The sequence below is a fragment of the Streptomyces sp. NPDC043876 genome (assembly GCF_056435825.1).
Genome location: NZ_JBWKDV010000005.1, coordinates 251,735 through 268,436 on the forward strand (window position 1 = coordinate 251,735; position 16,702 = coordinate 268,436).

At 63.7% G+C, this 16,702-nt stretch carries 20 protein-coding genes; 13 read left to right on the forward strand and 7 right to left on the reverse strand.

Annotation, left to right across the window (positions count from 1 at the left end; translation table 11 throughout):
* Positions 1-17: 17 nt before the first annotated feature.
* The 4 genes from AC0693_RS18210 to AC0693_RS18225 form a co-directional block, all read right to left on the reverse strand.
* Positions 18-344, reverse strand: a complete 327-nt coding sequence (locus AC0693_RS18210; RefSeq protein ID WP_478802334.1) for a hypothetical protein — start codon at positions 342-344, stop codon at positions 18-20.
* Positions 345-467: 123 nt separating this feature from the next.
* Positions 468-1,166: a hypothetical protein gene (locus AC0693_RS18215; RefSeq protein ID WP_478741949.1), complete on the reverse strand. Its 699-nt coding sequence runs from the start codon at positions 1,164-1,166 to the stop codon at positions 468-470.
* 109 nt (positions 1,167-1,275) lie between these two features.
* Positions 1,276-1,512, reverse strand: coding sequence for a hypothetical protein (locus AC0693_RS18220; RefSeq protein ID WP_478741947.1), 237 nt, complete (start codon positions 1,510-1,512; stop codon positions 1,276-1,278).
* A gap of 109 nt (positions 1,513-1,621) precedes the next feature.
* Positions 1,622-1,948, reverse strand: a complete 327-nt coding sequence (locus tag AC0693_RS18225) for a hypothetical protein (protein ID WP_478741946.1) — start codon at positions 1,946-1,948, stop codon at positions 1,622-1,624.
* A gap of 2,601 nt (positions 1,949-4,549) precedes the next feature.
* Between AC0693_RS18225 and AC0693_RS18230 the strand changes: the two genes are divergently transcribed.
* The 10 genes from AC0693_RS18230 to AC0693_RS18275 all read left to right on the forward strand — a co-directional run bounded on the left by AC0693_RS18230 (position 4,550) and on the right by AC0693_RS18275 (position 10,825).
* The gene (locus AC0693_RS18230; protein ID WP_478741944.1) at positions 4,550-4,765 is read left to right on the forward strand and encodes a hypothetical protein; all 216 of its coding nucleotides are present in this window, start codon (positions 4,550-4,552) and stop codon (positions 4,763-4,765) included.
* A 178-nt stretch (positions 4,766-4,943) separates the two neighbouring features.
* Positions 4,944-5,588, forward strand: coding sequence for a hypothetical protein (locus AC0693_RS18235; protein ID WP_478741943.1), 645 nt, complete (start codon positions 4,944-4,946; stop codon positions 5,586-5,588).
* A 568-nt stretch (positions 5,589-6,156) separates the two neighbouring features.
* A complete protein-coding gene (locus AC0693_RS18240) occupies positions 6,157-7,152 on the forward strand; it encodes a tyrosine-type recombinase/integrase (RefSeq protein ID WP_478802335.1) in 996 nt (331 codons plus the stop codon).
* Positions 7,153-7,157: 5 nt separating this feature from the next.
* A complete protein-coding gene (locus tag AC0693_RS18245; protein WP_478741248.1) occupies positions 7,158-7,670 on the forward strand; it encodes a hypothetical protein in 513 nt (170 codons plus the stop codon).
* Positions 7,667-8,428, forward strand: a complete 762-nt coding sequence (locus AC0693_RS18250; RefSeq protein ID WP_478741250.1) for an exonuclease domain-containing protein — start codon at positions 7,667-7,669, stop codon at positions 8,426-8,428. Before AC0693_RS18245 ends, AC0693_RS18250 begins: the two co-directional genes overlap by 4 nt.
* The gene (locus tag AC0693_RS18255) at positions 8,418-8,894 is read left to right on the forward strand and encodes a pyrophosphohydrolase domain-containing protein (protein WP_478741251.1); all 477 of its coding nucleotides are present in this window, start codon (positions 8,418-8,420) and stop codon (positions 8,892-8,894) included. The genes AC0693_RS18250 and AC0693_RS18255 overlap by 11 nt, the downstream gene beginning before the upstream one ends.
* 63 nt (positions 8,895-8,957) lie before the next feature.
* Entirely contained in the window at positions 8,958-9,269 is a 312-nt protein-coding gene (locus AC0693_RS18260; protein WP_478741252.1) for a hypothetical protein, read from the forward strand.
* Between the two features lie 497 nt (positions 9,270-9,766).
* The gene (locus tag AC0693_RS18265) at positions 9,767-10,213 is read left to right on the forward strand and encodes a KTSC domain-containing protein (protein ID WP_478741254.1); all 447 of its coding nucleotides are present in this window, start codon (positions 9,767-9,769) and stop codon (positions 10,211-10,213) included.
* A 33-nt stretch (positions 10,214-10,246) separates the two neighbouring features.
* Complete coding sequence (locus AC0693_RS18270; protein ID WP_478741255.1) at positions 10,247-10,483, forward strand: hypothetical protein; 237 nt, start codon at positions 10,247-10,249, stop codon at positions 10,481-10,483.
* Between the two features lie 162 nt (positions 10,484-10,645).
* A complete protein-coding gene (locus AC0693_RS18275) occupies positions 10,646-10,825 on the forward strand; it encodes a hypothetical protein (RefSeq protein WP_478741257.1) in 180 nt (59 codons plus the stop codon).
* 41 nt (positions 10,826-10,866) lie between these two features.
* Here the strand turns inward: AC0693_RS18275 and AC0693_RS18280 are convergent, their stop codons facing one another.
* Positions 10,867-11,340 carry a hypothetical protein gene (locus tag AC0693_RS18280; protein WP_478741259.1) on the reverse strand — a complete coding sequence of 158 codons (474 nt, stop codon included), beginning with the start codon at positions 11,338-11,340 and terminating at the stop codon, positions 10,867-10,869.
* 141 nt (positions 11,341-11,481) lie between these two features.
* On the opposite strand from AC0693_RS18280, the gene AC0693_RS18285 reads away from it, so the two are divergent.
* From AC0693_RS18285 to AC0693_RS18295, 3 genes are read left to right on the forward strand one after another with little or no spacing between them, the layout of a single operon-like run.
* Positions 11,482-13,026: a phage terminase large subunit family protein gene (locus AC0693_RS18285; protein ID WP_478741260.1), complete on the forward strand. Its 1,545-nt coding sequence runs from the start codon at positions 11,482-11,484 to the stop codon at positions 13,024-13,026.
* Positions 13,027-13,086: 60 nt separating this feature from the next.
* Positions 13,087-14,787 carry an SGNH/GDSL hydrolase family protein gene (locus AC0693_RS18290; RefSeq protein WP_478741261.1) on the forward strand — a complete coding sequence of 567 codons (1,701 nt, stop codon included), beginning with the start codon at positions 13,087-13,089 and terminating at the stop codon, positions 14,785-14,787.
* A 29-nt stretch (positions 14,788-14,816) separates the two neighbouring features.
* Positions 14,817-15,320 carry a hypothetical protein gene (locus AC0693_RS18295; protein WP_478741263.1) on the forward strand — a complete coding sequence of 168 codons (504 nt, stop codon included), beginning with the start codon at positions 14,817-14,819 and terminating at the stop codon, positions 15,318-15,320.
* A gap of 74 nt (positions 15,321-15,394) precedes the next feature.
* Here the strand turns inward: AC0693_RS18295 and AC0693_RS18300 are convergent, their stop codons facing one another.
* Positions 15,395-15,607: a DUF397 domain-containing protein gene (locus AC0693_RS18300; protein ID WP_478741264.1), complete on the reverse strand. Its 213-nt coding sequence runs from the start codon at positions 15,605-15,607 to the stop codon at positions 15,395-15,397.
* Complete coding sequence (locus AC0693_RS18305; protein WP_478741266.1) at positions 15,607-16,494, reverse strand: helix-turn-helix domain-containing protein; 888 nt, start codon at positions 16,492-16,494, stop codon at positions 15,607-15,609. Before AC0693_RS18305 ends, AC0693_RS18300 begins: the two co-directional genes overlap by 1 nt.
* Between the last annotated feature and the right edge of the window lie 208 nt (positions 16,495-16,702).

A 16,702-nucleotide genomic window follows, 5' to 3' on the forward strand; every position in this document is an offset into this window, starting at 1 on the left:
CGTCGCCCTATCGACGGCTAGCTCAACCACTCCAGACCGACCACGTACAGAACGTGGCCGTGCGGATTGCTGACCCAGCATCCGTGTCCCATAAGTACGCGGGCACACTCCTCCAGCCTCTGGCTACGCTCCTGCTGTGTGGCTTCGCCATCAGGAACGGACCTGCCAGTCGTCCAGCGGACCAATATGCAGTTCTCGCGGGAGGGATCCGTGTCGAGGCTGAAGCCCCCAACTTCGGTGCGTCGCGAATACAGCACCTGGTACGGATGTGCGGGAATTCCGGCATCCTTCAACAGATGCGCGACCTTACCTTCGTATTCCTTCACTACCTTGGTGATGGTCATCGGCATTGCTCTCTCCTCTCAAGGCGGACGCGTGCCCTGTTTTCGGGCAGCATCCAGCCCCCGGCCGGCCTCGAAGCGCGGCTAGGTCGCCTTAACGAACTCGGGGTGACACCAGAGCGGGTGTCAGAACTGCGCCATCTCGACGCCCAGCGGCGTACCGCAGTCGTCGCAGTTGGGGTCTGAGGCGAAGGTGTACACGGACTCCTCGAATCCCTGCATTTCCTCGCCGTTGTGCTGAACTTTCCGGACCGAGCTGCCGCTCTCGACGTCCCAGACGTGCTGGCACGTGCCGCAGTAGACCGTGGCCTTGTCGTCGTCCAGCAAATACGACGACTCGTAGCACGAAACCTCGAACACGACCGGACGCGTCTTCATGAAGCCGTAGTTGTGCGACCACATGGCGACGTACGTCGTACCGTCCTTGCGGAAGAATCTGCCCGCTATGTCATCGGTCAGGAACGAGTCATACCCGCTCGTGTTCCACCCCGTGAGGCAGGGGGAGCCAAGGTACTTGTCCGTAATGGACTCGGCCCATGTCTCGAACGTGACGGGGCGTGCCTCGTCGGGTTGTCCGTAGACCGGATAGTCCTGCGCGTGATCCATAACCCACTGCACGAACTGGGCATCCAACTCGGCCGCGTAGTCGACTCGGTCGGCAAAGAACCGCCGACCGTCGATCACGATGGTCTCGCTGGGCTTGTCGAACCACGCCGAGGCATGACCTACCGCGGCCGGCATGGCGCTGAACATCACATTCAGGACCTCGTCGGTCGACTCGTAGGTGTAGTCCTCGGCGGTGAACTCCACAGCCAGAGTGCTCATGGCTCTCTCCTCTCACAACTGCGGACCAGAAATCCGCATGGTCCCCGTACCGGTCTCGAACCGGCCGCGCAATTGCACGCCTACTCCGCTGTAGGCACGGGGTGGAGGATCAGATAGCAGAACCGGCAACGATCTCGTTCCACTTGCTTCGGACGGTGGACCGCGTGGTCCACACCTTCGAAGAGTGCGTCTCGCCGTTTTTGCTGCTCGTGATCCAGAAGACCTCACCGTCCGGAACCCGGGTGGAATGCATGCGGTAAACCGCATCCCCCAACCTCTTCCGCTTCACCTCGCCTGCAAAGAACACAGGCGACGTGATCATGACGGTGGTGGTGATCTTCGACATGTACTCTCTCCTCTCACGGAAAGGGCCGCACCCGTCGCCGGGTTAGGCCCCGTCCCCGATTCCGGATTCGAACCGGACAGCGTCCCTCCATTGGGAATCGGGGTGCGGCTCACGCCGCAAGTTGCGTTTTAAGATTGCGCTCGTCCCAGTCAATCGACTGGTGGTCCTGCGAGCGGTACTCAGCGGACTTGCTGAATTCCCCGTCGCGGTAGTAGAGCAGCGCGTCACCGAAGTCTCCGCGCAGGATGTAGAAGCGCACTTCCTTGAACTGGCATGCGCACACCGGACGCTCGAATCCCGCCGACGTCGCCATGTAATCCGCGACGTGATCATTGCAGAACTCGCCGTAGCAGTAGGTTCCGCTGATCTCCGGGGTCTCCTTCGGAGCAGTCTCCAAAGCGCGCCGGATCTCGCAGGTCGTCATGTAGTAACCCATTTGCTCTCTCCTCTCACGGATGGCCTACGGACCTAACGGGCCGCAAGCTCTCGGCTACGGCACGGATTCGGGGAGAAATGATTCCCTTGAGCCGTGCCGCACCGTAGTGCGAGAGAGGTTTACTGCCTTTCAGCAGCGCGTACGTCTGCCCGACCGAAGTGAGGCGACGTATGAGAGAGAGTCTTAGACCGGCCGCTAGCAGGGGTCGCGCACCGCAAACATCACGGATCTTGCGCCCAAAGTGCTGCGGAAACATCGCGCGGCAGGGTCTAAGAATTGGCATTGTTTAGTTCTCAAGGAACGGACACTAACTTTCCCGCGTCAGTGATTGCCACGACGGACGCATCTTTAGACGTAATACGCCCCTGATGCGCTACCCGCGCGTTTTCCTGACTACCCCTGTATGTGGTCGGTACTGACCATGCCCATTCTTCGAACACTGCCTACTCACGACTTAACGCGTCCTAGCGCTGCGGGAGGTCTCAGGGCCGTTCTTTGATTCTGGGCATGTCTCGTATGAGATAACTCTGTATGCACACCCGTACCTATTGATCGGCCCACCCCGCTTGCGCGGGACTTAGTGGCTTTCACATGAGGTACGGGCGCGAATTCGAGTGCGCCTCATACGCCCCATACATTGGGATTGAGTCCGTGTGCAATTGGTGTAGCCACACCGCCCGATCGCTCTAAGGCTCAAACCGTGCGCTTTCGCGCCCGGCGGCGGTGTCGCCCCCGCTTCCGGCTAGGTGCTCCGTGCTGCGGTGACAGGTAGAACACTACGACATGTGTTGAGCGCTCCACAGTCGAGAGCAAGTGTGTAGCGATCCACGGTCCCATATGTCTGAAATTCTGTGCGGTTTCGTCCGTAAATGTCATGTGACTCACGTCACACGAAAGCGTGTGTGACTAGTCGTCAGTTCGCGTCGCGTAAGTCGCCATGTGTCCAGGTATGCGGGTTATGGCGTGACCTTTTCGTGACATTCGCTATGTGGCGATAGCTGCTAAAAGTCCGTATCGCTATCTGAGACAGAGCCCTTTTCGCGGTCCGGCCCTCAATGGCCGACCTTTCGGCCGTCCGTGCCTCGCTCCAGCCCCGGGGCGCGGTGCGCCTACCTCCGGCCGTCCGTGCCTCGCTCCGGCCGTCCGTGCCTCGCTCCGGCCGTCCGTGCCTCGCTCCGGCCCCGGGGCGCGGTGCGCCTACCTCCGGCCGTCCGTGCCTCGCTCCGGCGGGGAATTCGGGGGCCCGGGATGGCACGGCCACTCCCTACCCCTAGGAGGAGAGAGAGGCAGGCAGGCAGGCAGGCAGGCACGCGCCCCGCTCACGCGTCCGGCCGTCCGGCCGCGCCCCCTTGCGGGCACCTTTCCGGCTACCTTTCGCGCTACTTACTTTCTGTAGCTGCGGTCATGTTTCATGCTCAACCACTTACGCGATTGGTCTAGTGCGCCTGCCCCCGTGCGTGCACCTTTTTGCATGGCCTCACCTGCACATACTCTGTTGAGTAACTGTGCGCGTATCTGACGGTCCGTTTGTCAGGGGGTGGGCCCATGGGCACCCCGGGCGCCGGGGGCAGTAGCCCTTTACTGTCCGTAACTTGTCGACAATGCATAGAGATACGGTGCGAAAGGTATTGACAGGGGTACTTTCCTGGCTTTCCAAGGAATCTCGTACCGCTCGACCTCGGCCGGTAGGTCCCAAACGGGAATTTGGTAGTTACCGATACCTGCCCAATAGTGGCGAGTCCGCTGTATCGACCAATTCGGGCAAGCCAAGCAATGCAGAAACTTGCATGACTATGCAGTCGCGTGAATTCGGGCATAAGCGACCCCCCACCCTTAAATGGGCATGCCAGGCGAGGCCCCCCTGATGTGACGTATAGCCACCTGGTATGCCATTTCTGACAGTAGCCCTGCGTAGCTGGGGTGGGTTTGCCGATTTGATCGACGGAGAGTGTCGAAAGCGGGTCGGCTGATCGCGCTGGGTGAATCCGGACGCTCCATGAACCCCCGCGGGCCGGTGGGACCCACTACGCGGCGTCATGTGAAGTGCAGCACCCACGAGTTGGCCGGCGTCCAGCCCGCTGAGCTCGCAAGCGGGGGCAGGGAAAGCTGCGGTGATCCCGGCGATGGGGAGCAGGTGGTTCGCCGCGCGAAGGGGCGATTCATCCCGTGGCATGAACGTTGACAGCGTTGTCAGCGCTACCACAACAAGTGGCACCGGATACCCGGCTCATCGCTCGTTATGGCGCACTTAAGGCTTTCTTGAGAGTGATCTGCGTCACAGCAACCTTTCGTAGCGTCAGGTGTCCGCTGGGTTACCGAGGCGTGAAGAAGGTGTGTGTCTACGCGGGTGGCCCCGTGTGTGACAAGGGTTTCCAGCCAGTAGTGGTGCTTTCCTACGACACCGTTCTGGACAAGTTGACCTTGATCAACAACTAGATGCACAACATGGCCAACAAGTGTCGCCCGGTGATAGACCTTGGGGGCGCCACCAGGGCAGATGTCCTTGGTGCGACATTTCCGGGTGCATGTCGGCGCTCTGCCGGCGGATGGGAGATCTAGCCAGTGTCGGTAGCTGCGGGGGTGGAGGGGCTGGAGCCCGGCATGGCCGTCAAGGTCAAGGCCATAGATCGGATAGACCCGTATGTACGGGACAAGGAAGACGTGCCCCACGAGGCCTCGCTGCCCGACCTGTACGCCCTGCAAGCGGATGAGCAGATTGCGCAGCTCATTGACTGCGGCGTCATGCGTTGGTGGGTGAACCTCACGACGGGGGAAACGGCACTCGGGCCCCGTTCGAAACCGCAATCGAACATATGAACGGAGCCTCTGGGGTTTCCTCTATGTGGAACAAGGTGTTGGACAAGATGAGTAACTCGTGGCTTATAGTGGTTGCCGAACGGCACAAGGGCGTGCTGTGCCCCGAATGGGGATCTTGACCTCATAACAGTTTGTTGAAGCTGACAGCCGCCGAGCTGGACAGCACGGAGGGAGCGCCATGGCTGAGCTGCCAGTCGCGCGATGCAACCGGCTACTAGGCCATGACGATGCAGGCCGCGAGCTCGTGTGCGGGAAGGACATACCGGGCCACCCGCTGCACGTGGAGATTAACGGGTCGCGGGCTCTGGATCTTGAATTGTGCGCGGAGCACAAGCAGGAGTGGTATGACCACAACGCGGGCTACTTCACTCGCGCCGCGGCAGCCAAGGTCGCCCTCTTCAAGCTGTTCGAGGACCACAAGGGCAACCTCTTCACAACCTCCGAGATCAAGGAGTACCTCCGCAGCGTCCTCAAGGAGCGTGACGAACTCCTGCGTGATCCCAAGGAGGTCGCCGCGGTCGCGGCCATCCAGGACAAGGGGAAGCTCAGCTTCGAAGTTGAGGCCCTGTTCCGGAGCGTGCGCGAGCGTGAGGACGAGTTGGCCCAGCAGGACTGGGAGGAGATTACGCCGGCGTTGGTCCGGTCGTATCTCAACAACGCTTTTGAGGCCCGTGATGGCCGACTGTCTTCGGAGGACATGCGGTTGATCGCTCGGATGCCGGAGACCGGTATGCCGACGCAGCCGCTGATGGACCTTTACGCACGGCTTCGCCGGGAGGACCCCGACCGGGCTTCTGAGTCCGAGTCGGCGGCGAGCAAGTGAGCGTCTTACGCGCCCGTTGGCGGGCGTGGAGCTACGGGGTGACCTAACTGGAAAGGGACTGGTACTCGGGGGGAACCGGGAGCCAGTCCCTTTTGCTATCTATCGAGCATGGAGGCACCGCCGATGAATCGCAGCATGCAGGACGTGACCTCTGCTTACGACCGGGCTGTACGGCATGGCGCGAGTGAGTGGGACCGGCTGGCGCAGGAGGAGGCCGCAGAGCATGCGCAGCGGTCGGTCCGGCGGAGGCTGGAGACCCGGCGTCGTATGTCACACAGTGGGCCTGTGGTGACGGTGGTGAAGGTGGTGCCGGCGGTGATGCGGGCGGCGCTTAAGGCGGCTGGTGGAGATGCGAGCCGACTGCGGATAGTGAGTGACACCGAGGTTTGGGTGCACTGACCAGGCAAAACTTCATAGGCAAACAACTTGTGCAACAAGTTGTTCCTCTTGTAGGCTCGGAGAGTCGTCAAGGCGCGTTGGGCAACGCGCACGGCGAAACTCCGGGCCTACTCGCTTGTTGGGCAACAAGCCTGCGGCCCTTCCCAGATACCTGACGGAAGGCACCCCCGTGGGATCCGAGCTGGTCCTTCATGCCGATGGCGTCATTCAGCCGTACGCAGTCGCCGGCGCTTTTCTTCTGACGAAGTCCGGTCGAACCCGCACCGAGTACCACCGCGATCTCCGGCACTACTTCACCTGGTGCGCCGAAGCCGAGCTGAACCCCTTCAACCAGCAGCGGGCGCAGCTCGACGCTTTCAAGGAGTGGCTGTCGGGGCGCTACGGGAACGGGTCGGTGAACCGGCACTTGTCTGTTGTCTCGGGCCTCTTCCAGTACGCCATGGCGGAGCTGGAGGACCTTGTCTGGCGCAACCCGGCCGCGCTGGTGGACCGCAAGCCGGTGTCCAACATCAGCCAGGCCACCGGGCTCACCTTCGAGGAGTCCGAGCTGTTCCTGCGTGCCTCTGAGGCGTACAGCGACCGCTGCGCTGCGGTTGTGCATGTCCTGCTTCTTACTGGCATGCGTGTCTCGGAGCTGGTGAACGCCGACGTCGAGGACCTGGGCGAGGAACGCGGACACCGTGTCCTGCGCATCACGCGTAAGGGCGGCCGGGTGCAGACGCTGGTCATTCCGCCGAGCGCGTGGACAGCACTGGTGCGCTATCTGGCTGGCCGGACCGACGGGCCGCTGATCGCCACCGCTACGGGCCGGCGAATCACTCGCCAGGGGGTCTGGGACACCATCAAGCGCCTCGCCCGCCGGGCCGGTGTCCGGCCCATTCGCACGCATGACCTGCGGCACACCGCGGCGACCCTGGCGCTGGAGTCGGGCATGCCGCTGGAGCAGGTGCAGGACCTTCTCGGTCACGCCGATCCGCGGACCACCCGCCGGTACGACCGCGCCCGCCGGAATCTCGACAACTCGCCCTCGTACACCCTCGACGAGCGACTGCGGAGCATCGCTGTGCGGCGTCAGGCGGAGGCAGCCATGGATGAGGCCGTCGAGGTCCTGGTCGACGAAGCGCTGCGGGAAATGACCGCAGCGGCAGCCGCCCTCACCGTCTGATCCCCATGAGAGACGAGAGCCACATGACCGCAGCTCCTCAGTCGTTGGAGCAGATCCAGTTCGCCGCGGACTATCCGCCGTCGGGGCAATGCCCGGCGAAGGCTGTTGATCAGAGTCAGCATCACGTCTGGACACGTGATCACCTGGGGGAGGTGCATTGCGCCGAGTGCGACGCCCCCTATGCCGAGGACGGACCCGGCCCGCTAGCGGAGTCCGACCTGGACTTCCTCCAGGCGGTCTGTGACGCGCAAGGGCCGCTATATGCCGGCACCTACAACCCCCAAACGCAGCGTCGTGAGTACCACAACGGGATGCACTTGGTGGACGACGAGGACGGACAAGACCTGACCTTCTACCTCGTCGCGAGGCTGGCCATGCCGGCACTGCTGGCGGCTTACCGGTGCCTACGCGACCAGGTCGACGAGGAGGGTGCCCGAGTTCCCGACTTGGACGTCATCCGAACCCTGCGGAATGCAGACCGAACCGGAACAACCGTTTCCGCCCTGGAGGCAGCGTGAACATCCCCAGCTACGTGGGCTTCGACCTGGAGACCACCGGTACCGATCCGGAGAGGGCTCGCATCGTGACGGCCGCCGTCGTCGAGGTGCTGCACGGCTCAGTCGTGCGCTCACGGACTTGGCTCGTCAACCCGGGCGTTGATATCCCGGTGGAGGCCAGCCAGGTGCACGGCATCAGTACGGAAACGGCGTCGAGCCAGGGCATGGACCCCGGCCGGGCCACCGCGGAGATCGCGGGTCAGGTCTGCCTGGCGCTGAACTCAGGAGTTCCTCTGGTCATCATGAACGCGCCGTACGACCTGACGCTGCTGGACCGCGAGTGCCGTCGCTACGGTGTTACGCCGGTCACGGACATGCTCGACGCTCAGCCGGCCGCCATTGTGCTGGACCCGCTCGTCCTGGACCGCCACGTCGACCCCTATCGGCCGGGCCGGCGGACGCTTCAGGCGCTGGCCGAGTACTACAAGGTCACCCTCACCGACGCTCACGAGGCAAGCGCCGATGCCGAAGCGGCCGTCCGCATCACCGACGCCATCCTGAGCCAGGAGCCCGATGACGTCGGCCTCTCCCGGACTACCCGTCACGCCCAGGTGCAGGGCCGGGAGTTGGGGGAGTTGTACTTGATGCAGAAGCTCTGGCACGCCGCGTGGGCTGCGGGGTACCAGGACTGGCTGCGCCGGACCAGGCGCAGCGCTGTTGTGATCCCGGGCGACTGGCCCGTCACTGCCCACCCTCAGGAGCAGTCCCTTGCCGCTTAACACCGCCGCCTCCAACGTCGTCGACTTCGAGGCGGCGGTAGCGGACTTCCACCAGGCTTTCTCCGTGCACCGCCCAGACGGGACGCCTTCGGGCACCTACGACCTGCTGCGCACCCGAATCCACCTGATCACCGAGGAATTCAGCGAGACCGCCGAGGCGATCGACGACCTGCTGTGGCGTACCGAGCAGGACCAGTGGCCGGCCGACTGCTGGGGGAACCTCGCCAAGGAGCTCGCGGACCTGCTGTACGTGACACTCGGCACCGCTGAGCTGCTCGGGATCCCCATGAGCAAAACGTTCGCCGCGGTGCACGAGAGCAACATGAGCAAGCTCGGCGCAGACGGGCGGCCTATCTTCCGTGAGGACGGCAAGGTGCTCAAGGGTCCGAACTATCGTCCTGCCGATCTCTCCCTTGTGGTCGACGAAATGCGTGCGAACCATAAGGCGTTCGGCGTCGGAGAATAACAGAGTAGGAGACATCGCCGCTAGCATTAAAAGCGTGAGTCCTTGACGCTGAAGGCGGTATGAATGCTCCACTACCTGCTCGCAGAAGCGGCGTCAGGATCCTCGGGTGTCACCTTCGATAACCCGCTGATCCTGGGGCCGCTTGCTGCGTTCGTCTTCGCAGTATTTGTAAGCGAGGTCGTGGTCCCCGGAAAGACATACCGCCGCGAGGTTGACGAGAACGCGAGGCTAAGAGACCTCGTCGAGCAGGTCATTCCACTCGCAGAGGCAATGACCAGCACCGCGCAGGAAATGGTCACGGCCACCACCCGCGTCACCGACGTAATGGATCGCGCAGTCACGACTCTTGCTGACGCGCGTCGTCATGACGGCTGAGGGGGAAACGTGCCGCTTTGGATCACCAAGCGTTCCAAGCCACACACGATCGACATTGCGGACGCAGCAGCACGCATGACCCAGTGCGCAGCCTCGCTGCGCCTCACAGTCAGCAAAGCAAGAAGCGCGAGCACCTACGCCCAGACCTTCGGGGACCGTGTCGAGGCGCAGATCGCACACGAGCAACGAGGAGCACCATGACCACGCGCAAGACCTCCCAGAAGGCCGCTGAGGCGAGGCCCCAGCCTTGTGACAATCACCCGCAGCGAGTGACCGCGCTGTCGACCACGAGCGATGGCGCGCACAGCGTGATCCACCTGTGCCGGGAGTGCGCTCGGGCCGCGGGGAGGCTGTGATGCACGTGTCCGCGTGCGTGATCCTGGACGGCGTGCACGTGCAGGCCGGCCGCAGCTGCCCGCATAGCCGCGACGTGATCGTGGATCCGGAAGGCGACGAGCACCCGGTTGGGTGGACCGCGCAGAGCTCTGGAGGTAGAGATGCCTAACAACGGGTGGAGACCGCCGACGCCGAAGGAGCTGTTGCAGCCGGCGCTCAAGGACGGCCGCTACTCCAAGCGGCAGATCGACCGTGACGATGCGGATTTCCGTAAGTCGATGCGCCCCAAGACCCGGCGTGCCCTGGATCGCTTCGAGGCGACCGCTGGCCAGGATGCATCGGAGCTGCTGACGTTCAACACTTGGCCCAATCACACGATCGACCGCACGCGTCCCCGAACCGTGGCTGCCGGCTACGACTCCAAGTCGGGCACTCTGTTCGTGGAATTCCGCAATGGTGAAAACGGGCGCGGAAGCCATGGGGGAGCGCTGTACGCCTACTACCGTGTGCACCCGAATACGTGGAAGAACGTGCGCCGCACCGGTTCCGAGGGCCGCAACATCATCAACAAGGCACTGGAAGGGCATCCCTTCAAGCGCATCCGTTAACACAATTGGGAATCGGCTACTAGGGTCCGGCGCATGAAGAGCAATATCTTTGTGCGCCGCGTTCCTACGCTTAAAGGCTTCCCGCTGACATACAAGACGTGGACCCAGGAAATGGTGGAGCCATTCCGCCGCGGGGACACCCGCGTGGTCCGGCTGCCATTTCGGCAGGGGATCGGTTTCGGCCGCTGGACGCAAGCGATGGAGACCGAACACGACGCTCTGGTCGCGGTGCTGGGCACCCCGAAGCCCTACATTCCCGGCCGTGACTGAGGCCGAGGAAGACCTTGCCCGCCGGCAGGTGGCGCGCAGGGCTGAAGACACGGATGACGAGTGGGAGCTGCTGACGATGCTGGGGCTGGATACATGAGTCTGCGACGCGTACTGGACAAGGTGTGGCCGGACCATCCTTTGCGGCCCCGGGCAGAGAGGCGCGTGAAGCACCTGCCGGCCGCGGATCTGCTGGACTGGGCAGACGTCACCGGGTCGACTGTGGCGCAGGCCCTCAGTCGGCACCGCAACCAGGCGAGCGGACAAGCGCTCGCAGAGGCGGTGGACGGGGTGCTCACCCTTGCGGTCCTCGTCCAGGAGCTGGTCGACCGCGACCGCGCCTGAAGAAGCCCCAGTCGTCGAGCGACTGGGGCTTCGTGCTGGGGTCAGGAGAGAGGGAAAGCCCAGGAGACGCAGACCGCCCAGAAGAGCAGACTGGAGAGCATGACCGCGCCAGAGAGGGTCAGCAGATGGACGCCGCCCTGTGCGCGACGCCACGCGCCCTCCTCTCGGCCGGCGTAAGGGCCGATGGAGAATCCAGCCCAGCGCATGCGCCGGGTGAGGCGGAAGACGATGGCTGTGTAGAGAAGCATCGTGATGGCCATGGGTGCGAGCGAGTCTGCGAAGCTACCGGACTCCCACCAGCTGTGCGCACCCACGTAGATGGCCAGGACTGCCAGGGCGCGGGTGCCGAGGCGGTACTGGAAGACCAGGCGCTTCTCGATCTGGCGGGCCGCGGCCACGCTGTAGACCTGACGGGTGGAGCTCAGGCCGTGGCCTGGCTGTGCGCGGATCTGGTCGGCCTCATGGAAGACCCCCTGCATGAAGGCGTCCTCGTCGGACCAGTTAAAGCCGCCCACGGCAATTCCCCCTTGCGCATATGAAGTGAGCGCACTTTAGCGCTGACCAGGGTCGACGACCACTAACACATTCCCGCAAACCCTTTTTACCCTTATTGCACTGACTTGATGCAATGTGGGGTATTTATGGGGTTGGCTTTGGTGCCAGAAAACGCGGCTGCTGAGAACGATGATGACTTCGAGCTTCCGGTCAATCCGGAGATCAGCCAGGAGACCGTAGACCGGATCATCGACAAGCTGCTTCTGGTGATCGACGAGCTCTCCGGGCATCCGCTACGGCACTACCAGGTCCCCCTCGCACGCCGGATCCTGGAGTCGATGATCCTCGGCGACACTGCGAAGATCACCGCGTGCTGGGCGCGACAGTCCGGCAAATCCGAGACGCTGGCCAACACGCTCGCCGCGTCCATGATCATGCTGCCGAGGCTCGCCCCTCTCTTCCCGAACCTCCTCGGCCGCTACCGCGAAGGCGTCTGGCTCGGTGCCTTCGCGCCGGTCACCGACATGGCGGAGAACATCTACGGGCGCATCGTCGCCCGACTTACCTCCGCCCGCGCCCAGGAGCTGATGGCCGACCCGGAGATCGACGAGCGGGTGGTCGGCAAAGGGAAGGAATTGCGCCTGGTCAAGTGCGGCTCACTGGTCCGCCAGCAGACCTGCCACCCGCGGGCGCAGATCGAAGGCCGTACCTACCACGTGATCCTCATCGACGAGGCCCAGGTCGCGGACGAGAAGGTCGTGAACAAGTCGATCTCCCCGATGCTCGCTTCGACCCGCGGAACGATGATCCTGACCGGCACGCCCACGTACACCAAGGGCGTGTTCTACAAGATCATCCAAGCGAACAAGCGGCGCTCCACCGCCCGCGGTGCCCGCCAGGACCACTTCGAAGCCACCTGGAAAGACGTCGCCAAGGCCCACCCCGACTACGGCGTCTACATCCAAGGCGAGAAGCTGACGATCGGAGAGGACTCAGACGAGTTCCGCCTCTCGTACAGGCTCCAGTGGCTCCTCGACCGAGGCATGTTCACCACCAGCGAGCGCATGGACGAGCTTGGCGACACGTCCATGCAGACCATCCACGCATGGCACAAGACACCCGTCATCGTCGGCATCGACCCCGCGCGCAAGCAGGACTCGACCGTCGTCACGGTGGTCTGGGTGAACTGGGACTACCCAGACGAGTTTGGTCACTACGAGCACCGGATTCTGAACTGGTACGACTTCTCCGGCCTCGAATGGGAGGAGCAGTACTACCGGATCTGCGATGCCCTCGCCAACTTCAACGTCCTGGCGATAGGCATCGACGCCGGCGGAATCGGAGACGTCGTCGCCTCGCGCCTCCGCGTCCTCATGCCCGGCACCCAGATCGTCGACCTGCCAAGCGACCGGGGCGCGCAGTCCAAGCGGTGGAAGCACCTGATGGAGCTCATGCGCACTGGGAACCTGGGCTGGCCGGCGCACTCCAAGGCACGCCGCCTGAAGACCTATCAGCGCTACCGCACGCAGATGGAAGACGCCGAGCTCAACTTCCAGGGACCGAACGTCATCGTCTCCGCCCCTGAAGAGGCCGGAGCCCACGACGACTACGTGGACTCCCTCGCCAACGCGGTCTACATGACCGCCGATCTCTCCATGCCGGAAGTCCAGGAGGAGTCCAACTTCCTCTTTTCACGAGCTGCTTGAAAGGCCCACATGCCCAGAAGCGACGTATACGTCACTGAGACGAGCAACGGCCCCGTCGTCATGGACGAGGACATCGGGTACACCCGGACCCAGTACGAGCCGCTGGGCGCGGCCGAGGATGCCCTGACCAAGGCGAAGGCGTACACCGACTCCAAGTCGTCCGGACTGGACGTCGGCGCAGTCGACGCTGCTGTCAGCGCCCGCGTGGGCACCGGCGCAGGAAAGATCGCCGCGGGTGACGACCCCCGGCTGTCGGACGCACGGCTGCCCCTAGGGCATGCCGCCAGTCACGCAACCGGCGCCGGCGACCCGATCACCCCGGCCGCTATCGGTGCTGAGACCCCGGCCGGCGCCACCAGCAAGGCGAACGCTGCTATTACCACCCACTCGGGAGCAACAGACCCGCACGCTGACCGGGCTTACGCGGACGCCAACAAACTCGCCAAGACCTCCAACCTCGCCGACTTGGCGAACCCCGCCGCGGCCCGCACGAACCTGGGACTCGGCTCTGCCGCCACCCGCGCAGTGGGAACGACCGCTGGCACAGTGGCCGCAGGCGATGACATCCGGATCACGGGAGCCGTGCAGTCCACACAGTGGCGCCGCCGCAACCTGCCCGACCCGGTGATGGTCGACACCCTCTACGCCGGTGCCGCCCCAGTCATCAGCACCAGCCAAACCACGACCCCGACCACCGGATACATAAAGAACTCGCCCGCGGGCGTGGCCCTTGCTGGCACGGACGTGCCCGGTCCGTTCACGTATGCCGGCGCCGGGAACATGTCGATCGGGGCGGCCCCACCCGACACCAACTACGTGCTACCGCTCTCTAAATACCCCGGAACCTACGCGTCAGGACAGGGCGTCTGGAGCGTGGAATTCGGCACCGATGCCGCGATCTTCCAGATCCGCTTCAAATGGATCAGCGCCGCAGCGATGTATCGCCTGACTATCGACGGTCGCAGGGTGACAGACCTGATGCAGGCCGCCGCCCCGGGGACCACTACGCCCGGCAGCGGCAACATGCTCACCGTCGACCTCGGCAGCGCTGCTCCCCGCCGCATCCGGATCGACTTCAGCACCTGCCCCTTCGGTGGTGTTTATGTACCTTCCAGCGCGACGGTCTGGAAGACCCCGCTCCAGGGCGGCCGTTTCATGACCTTCACCGACTCCCTCGGAGATGGAAGCGCCCAGAACACTGGCGCGGGTGCCGGCACGTGGGTGGACAAGGTCGCCCGATACATGGGTTCCACCGACGTCTGGAGGCAGGGACGCGGCGGTACCGGGTACATCACTCCCGGCAGCTACACAACCTTCGGAAACCGGGTGAACACGGACGTCATCGCCTGGGCGCCGCAGCGGCTGGTCGTCTGGGGTGGCTATAACGACAATGGTGGCGCTCAGGCGGACCTCGCCACGGCTGCTGACTCTCTCTACGCCACGATCAAGGCGGGCCTGCCGACCTGCGAGGTGTACGTCATCGGCTGCTGGGCACCCACGGCCACGCCGGCGGCGAGCATCATCAACACCGACAACACTCTCCGAGCGTCGGCAGCCACCGCTGGATACCCCTTCATCTCGCCAATAACGGGATCGCTCTACGACGCAACTGGCACTCTGATCGCCATTCACGGGCCCTGGATCACCCCTGGCAACGCTGCTGGCTACATCGGCGCAGACGCCGTCCACCCAAACGATGCCGGCCATGCGTACCTCGCCCGGAGGATCAAGGCCGCCATTGAGGAACTCATGCCCGTATAGGGCCCAACTGACGGACCTTAGAGGCGGCCATGACCATCGACCCCAGCTACCACTCCAGCGACCCCAACGACCCGTACAACATCCCTGGCTGGACGTCTCAAAACCAGCTCACTGGGCCAGGGTCGCCCACAGTCGACCCGCCGGCGCCGTACCCCGCTGACATCCCCCTCCGAACCGTCGTCGCGACGTATATGGTCGAAGGCGGCCAGCCGCTGCCAGGAAGCATTCTCGTCCAGGCCCATGGTCGCTACCGTGACACCGCGACAGGGGATGTGGTCGTCCCAAACGCGCGCCGGTACAAGGTCGTGAACGGCCGGCTCTCCGCCGTCCTGCCGGCCAGCGACTCGGCCGCCGTCGAGAAGCCGGTCCTGTACAGCGTCCACGAGTGCGTCCCAGGCGGACGAAAGTTCATGATCCACGTGCCGGAACAAGGCGCCGGACCGCTGCGGCTCCACGACTTGATCGTTGATGCCCCCTACGAGCAGATCCTGCCTCCTCGGATCTTCTACGTTGCCGGGTGGCAGTCCGGTTAGTGAGTGGGGTACAAGCAACAGTGGGCCCCTTCCGATAGGAGGGGCCCACTGCCTGCATAGCCGTCGGTTCAGCCCTACAGCTCTCCAGCCTTAACGGCGCCGAGGAAGTTCTCCCAGGAGCCCCCGGCGAAGTGGAACCTCGGGCCGTCTGTGACCTTCGAGTCGCGCACGGCCATGCCCTCGGGCCCAAGGCGGCACTCGACGCAGTTGCCTCCCTGGTCGTTGCTGTAGCTCGACTTGTACCAGCCAGCGTCGGTTGCGACGTCGTTGTCAGCCGTGGTGCTCATCAGTGCTCCTTGATTGCCTGCTTGATCATGCCCAGTGATTCTTGCGTACCCGGGGCAAGTGTCTGTAGCTCGCTGAACGCGTCTGCGTACCGGTCAACGTCACCCTCGCGCCGGTTCACCCACGCGTCCGCCAAGTTCTCCAGGTAGACGATGGGCTTGATCAGCGCCTGCTCCGGAAAAGCGAGTATGACGAACGATCCGTTCATGCCTGAATGGGCACCCAGTCGGTAGGGGACGACCTGGACGCGCACGTTCGCGGGCAACGCCTCGGCCACGTCCACGATGTGGGTGAGCTGCTCCCGCATGATCTCAGAGCTACCCACGCGACGGTGCAGCACTGCCTCATTGATGATCGCGGAGAACTTCAACGCAGACCCCGCCCGCGTCAGTACGTCCTGCCGCGTCCTGCGGACCTCTACGAGCCGGTCCACCTCGTCTTCCGCGAGGCCCTGGTGCGCCCGCTTGTGAATCACACGTACGTATGCGTCGGTCTGCAAGAGGCCCGGCACGAACTCAGCTTCGTACGTGTTCAACGCAGCGGCCGTCGCCTCCAGGCCGAGGAATGCCTTGAACCCGGGAGCGATCAGTGGTCGGTACTCCGGTGACTGCCACCAGTCGCGCTTCGTCTTCGTAACTGCCGCGTAGCCCTCCAGTACCGCCCGCTTCTCGGCATCCGCCTGGTAGATGTCGCACAGGGCGATGACATCAGCAGGTTCGACGGTCGCGTTCTCACCGGTCTCCAGCCGGGTCAGCTTTGACGGACTCCAAATGAGCTTCCTGACGACCTGGCTCGACTTCAGCCCGGCGTTCTGACGAAGCGTCCGCAGCTCGCTGCCGAGTTGCAGTCGGCAGAGCGCTGGCGTGGCCGCCTCGACGTCTGTGATCACCTGATGCCTCCCCTACACGTCTCAGTGTGTCGGTGGACCTTCTGCCTGTGCAAGGAACGTTCTGCTTACCAGCGGAAGTTAACGCCTAGGAGCGAACGTTTCGTGACGCAGCGTCATTTCTCGCAGAATCTAGCAAGCAGAATTCTGACGTACTGGTTCCACGGTAGCGGTACTGATGGGATTCTGGACACCGTTGCTCCTACAGGCA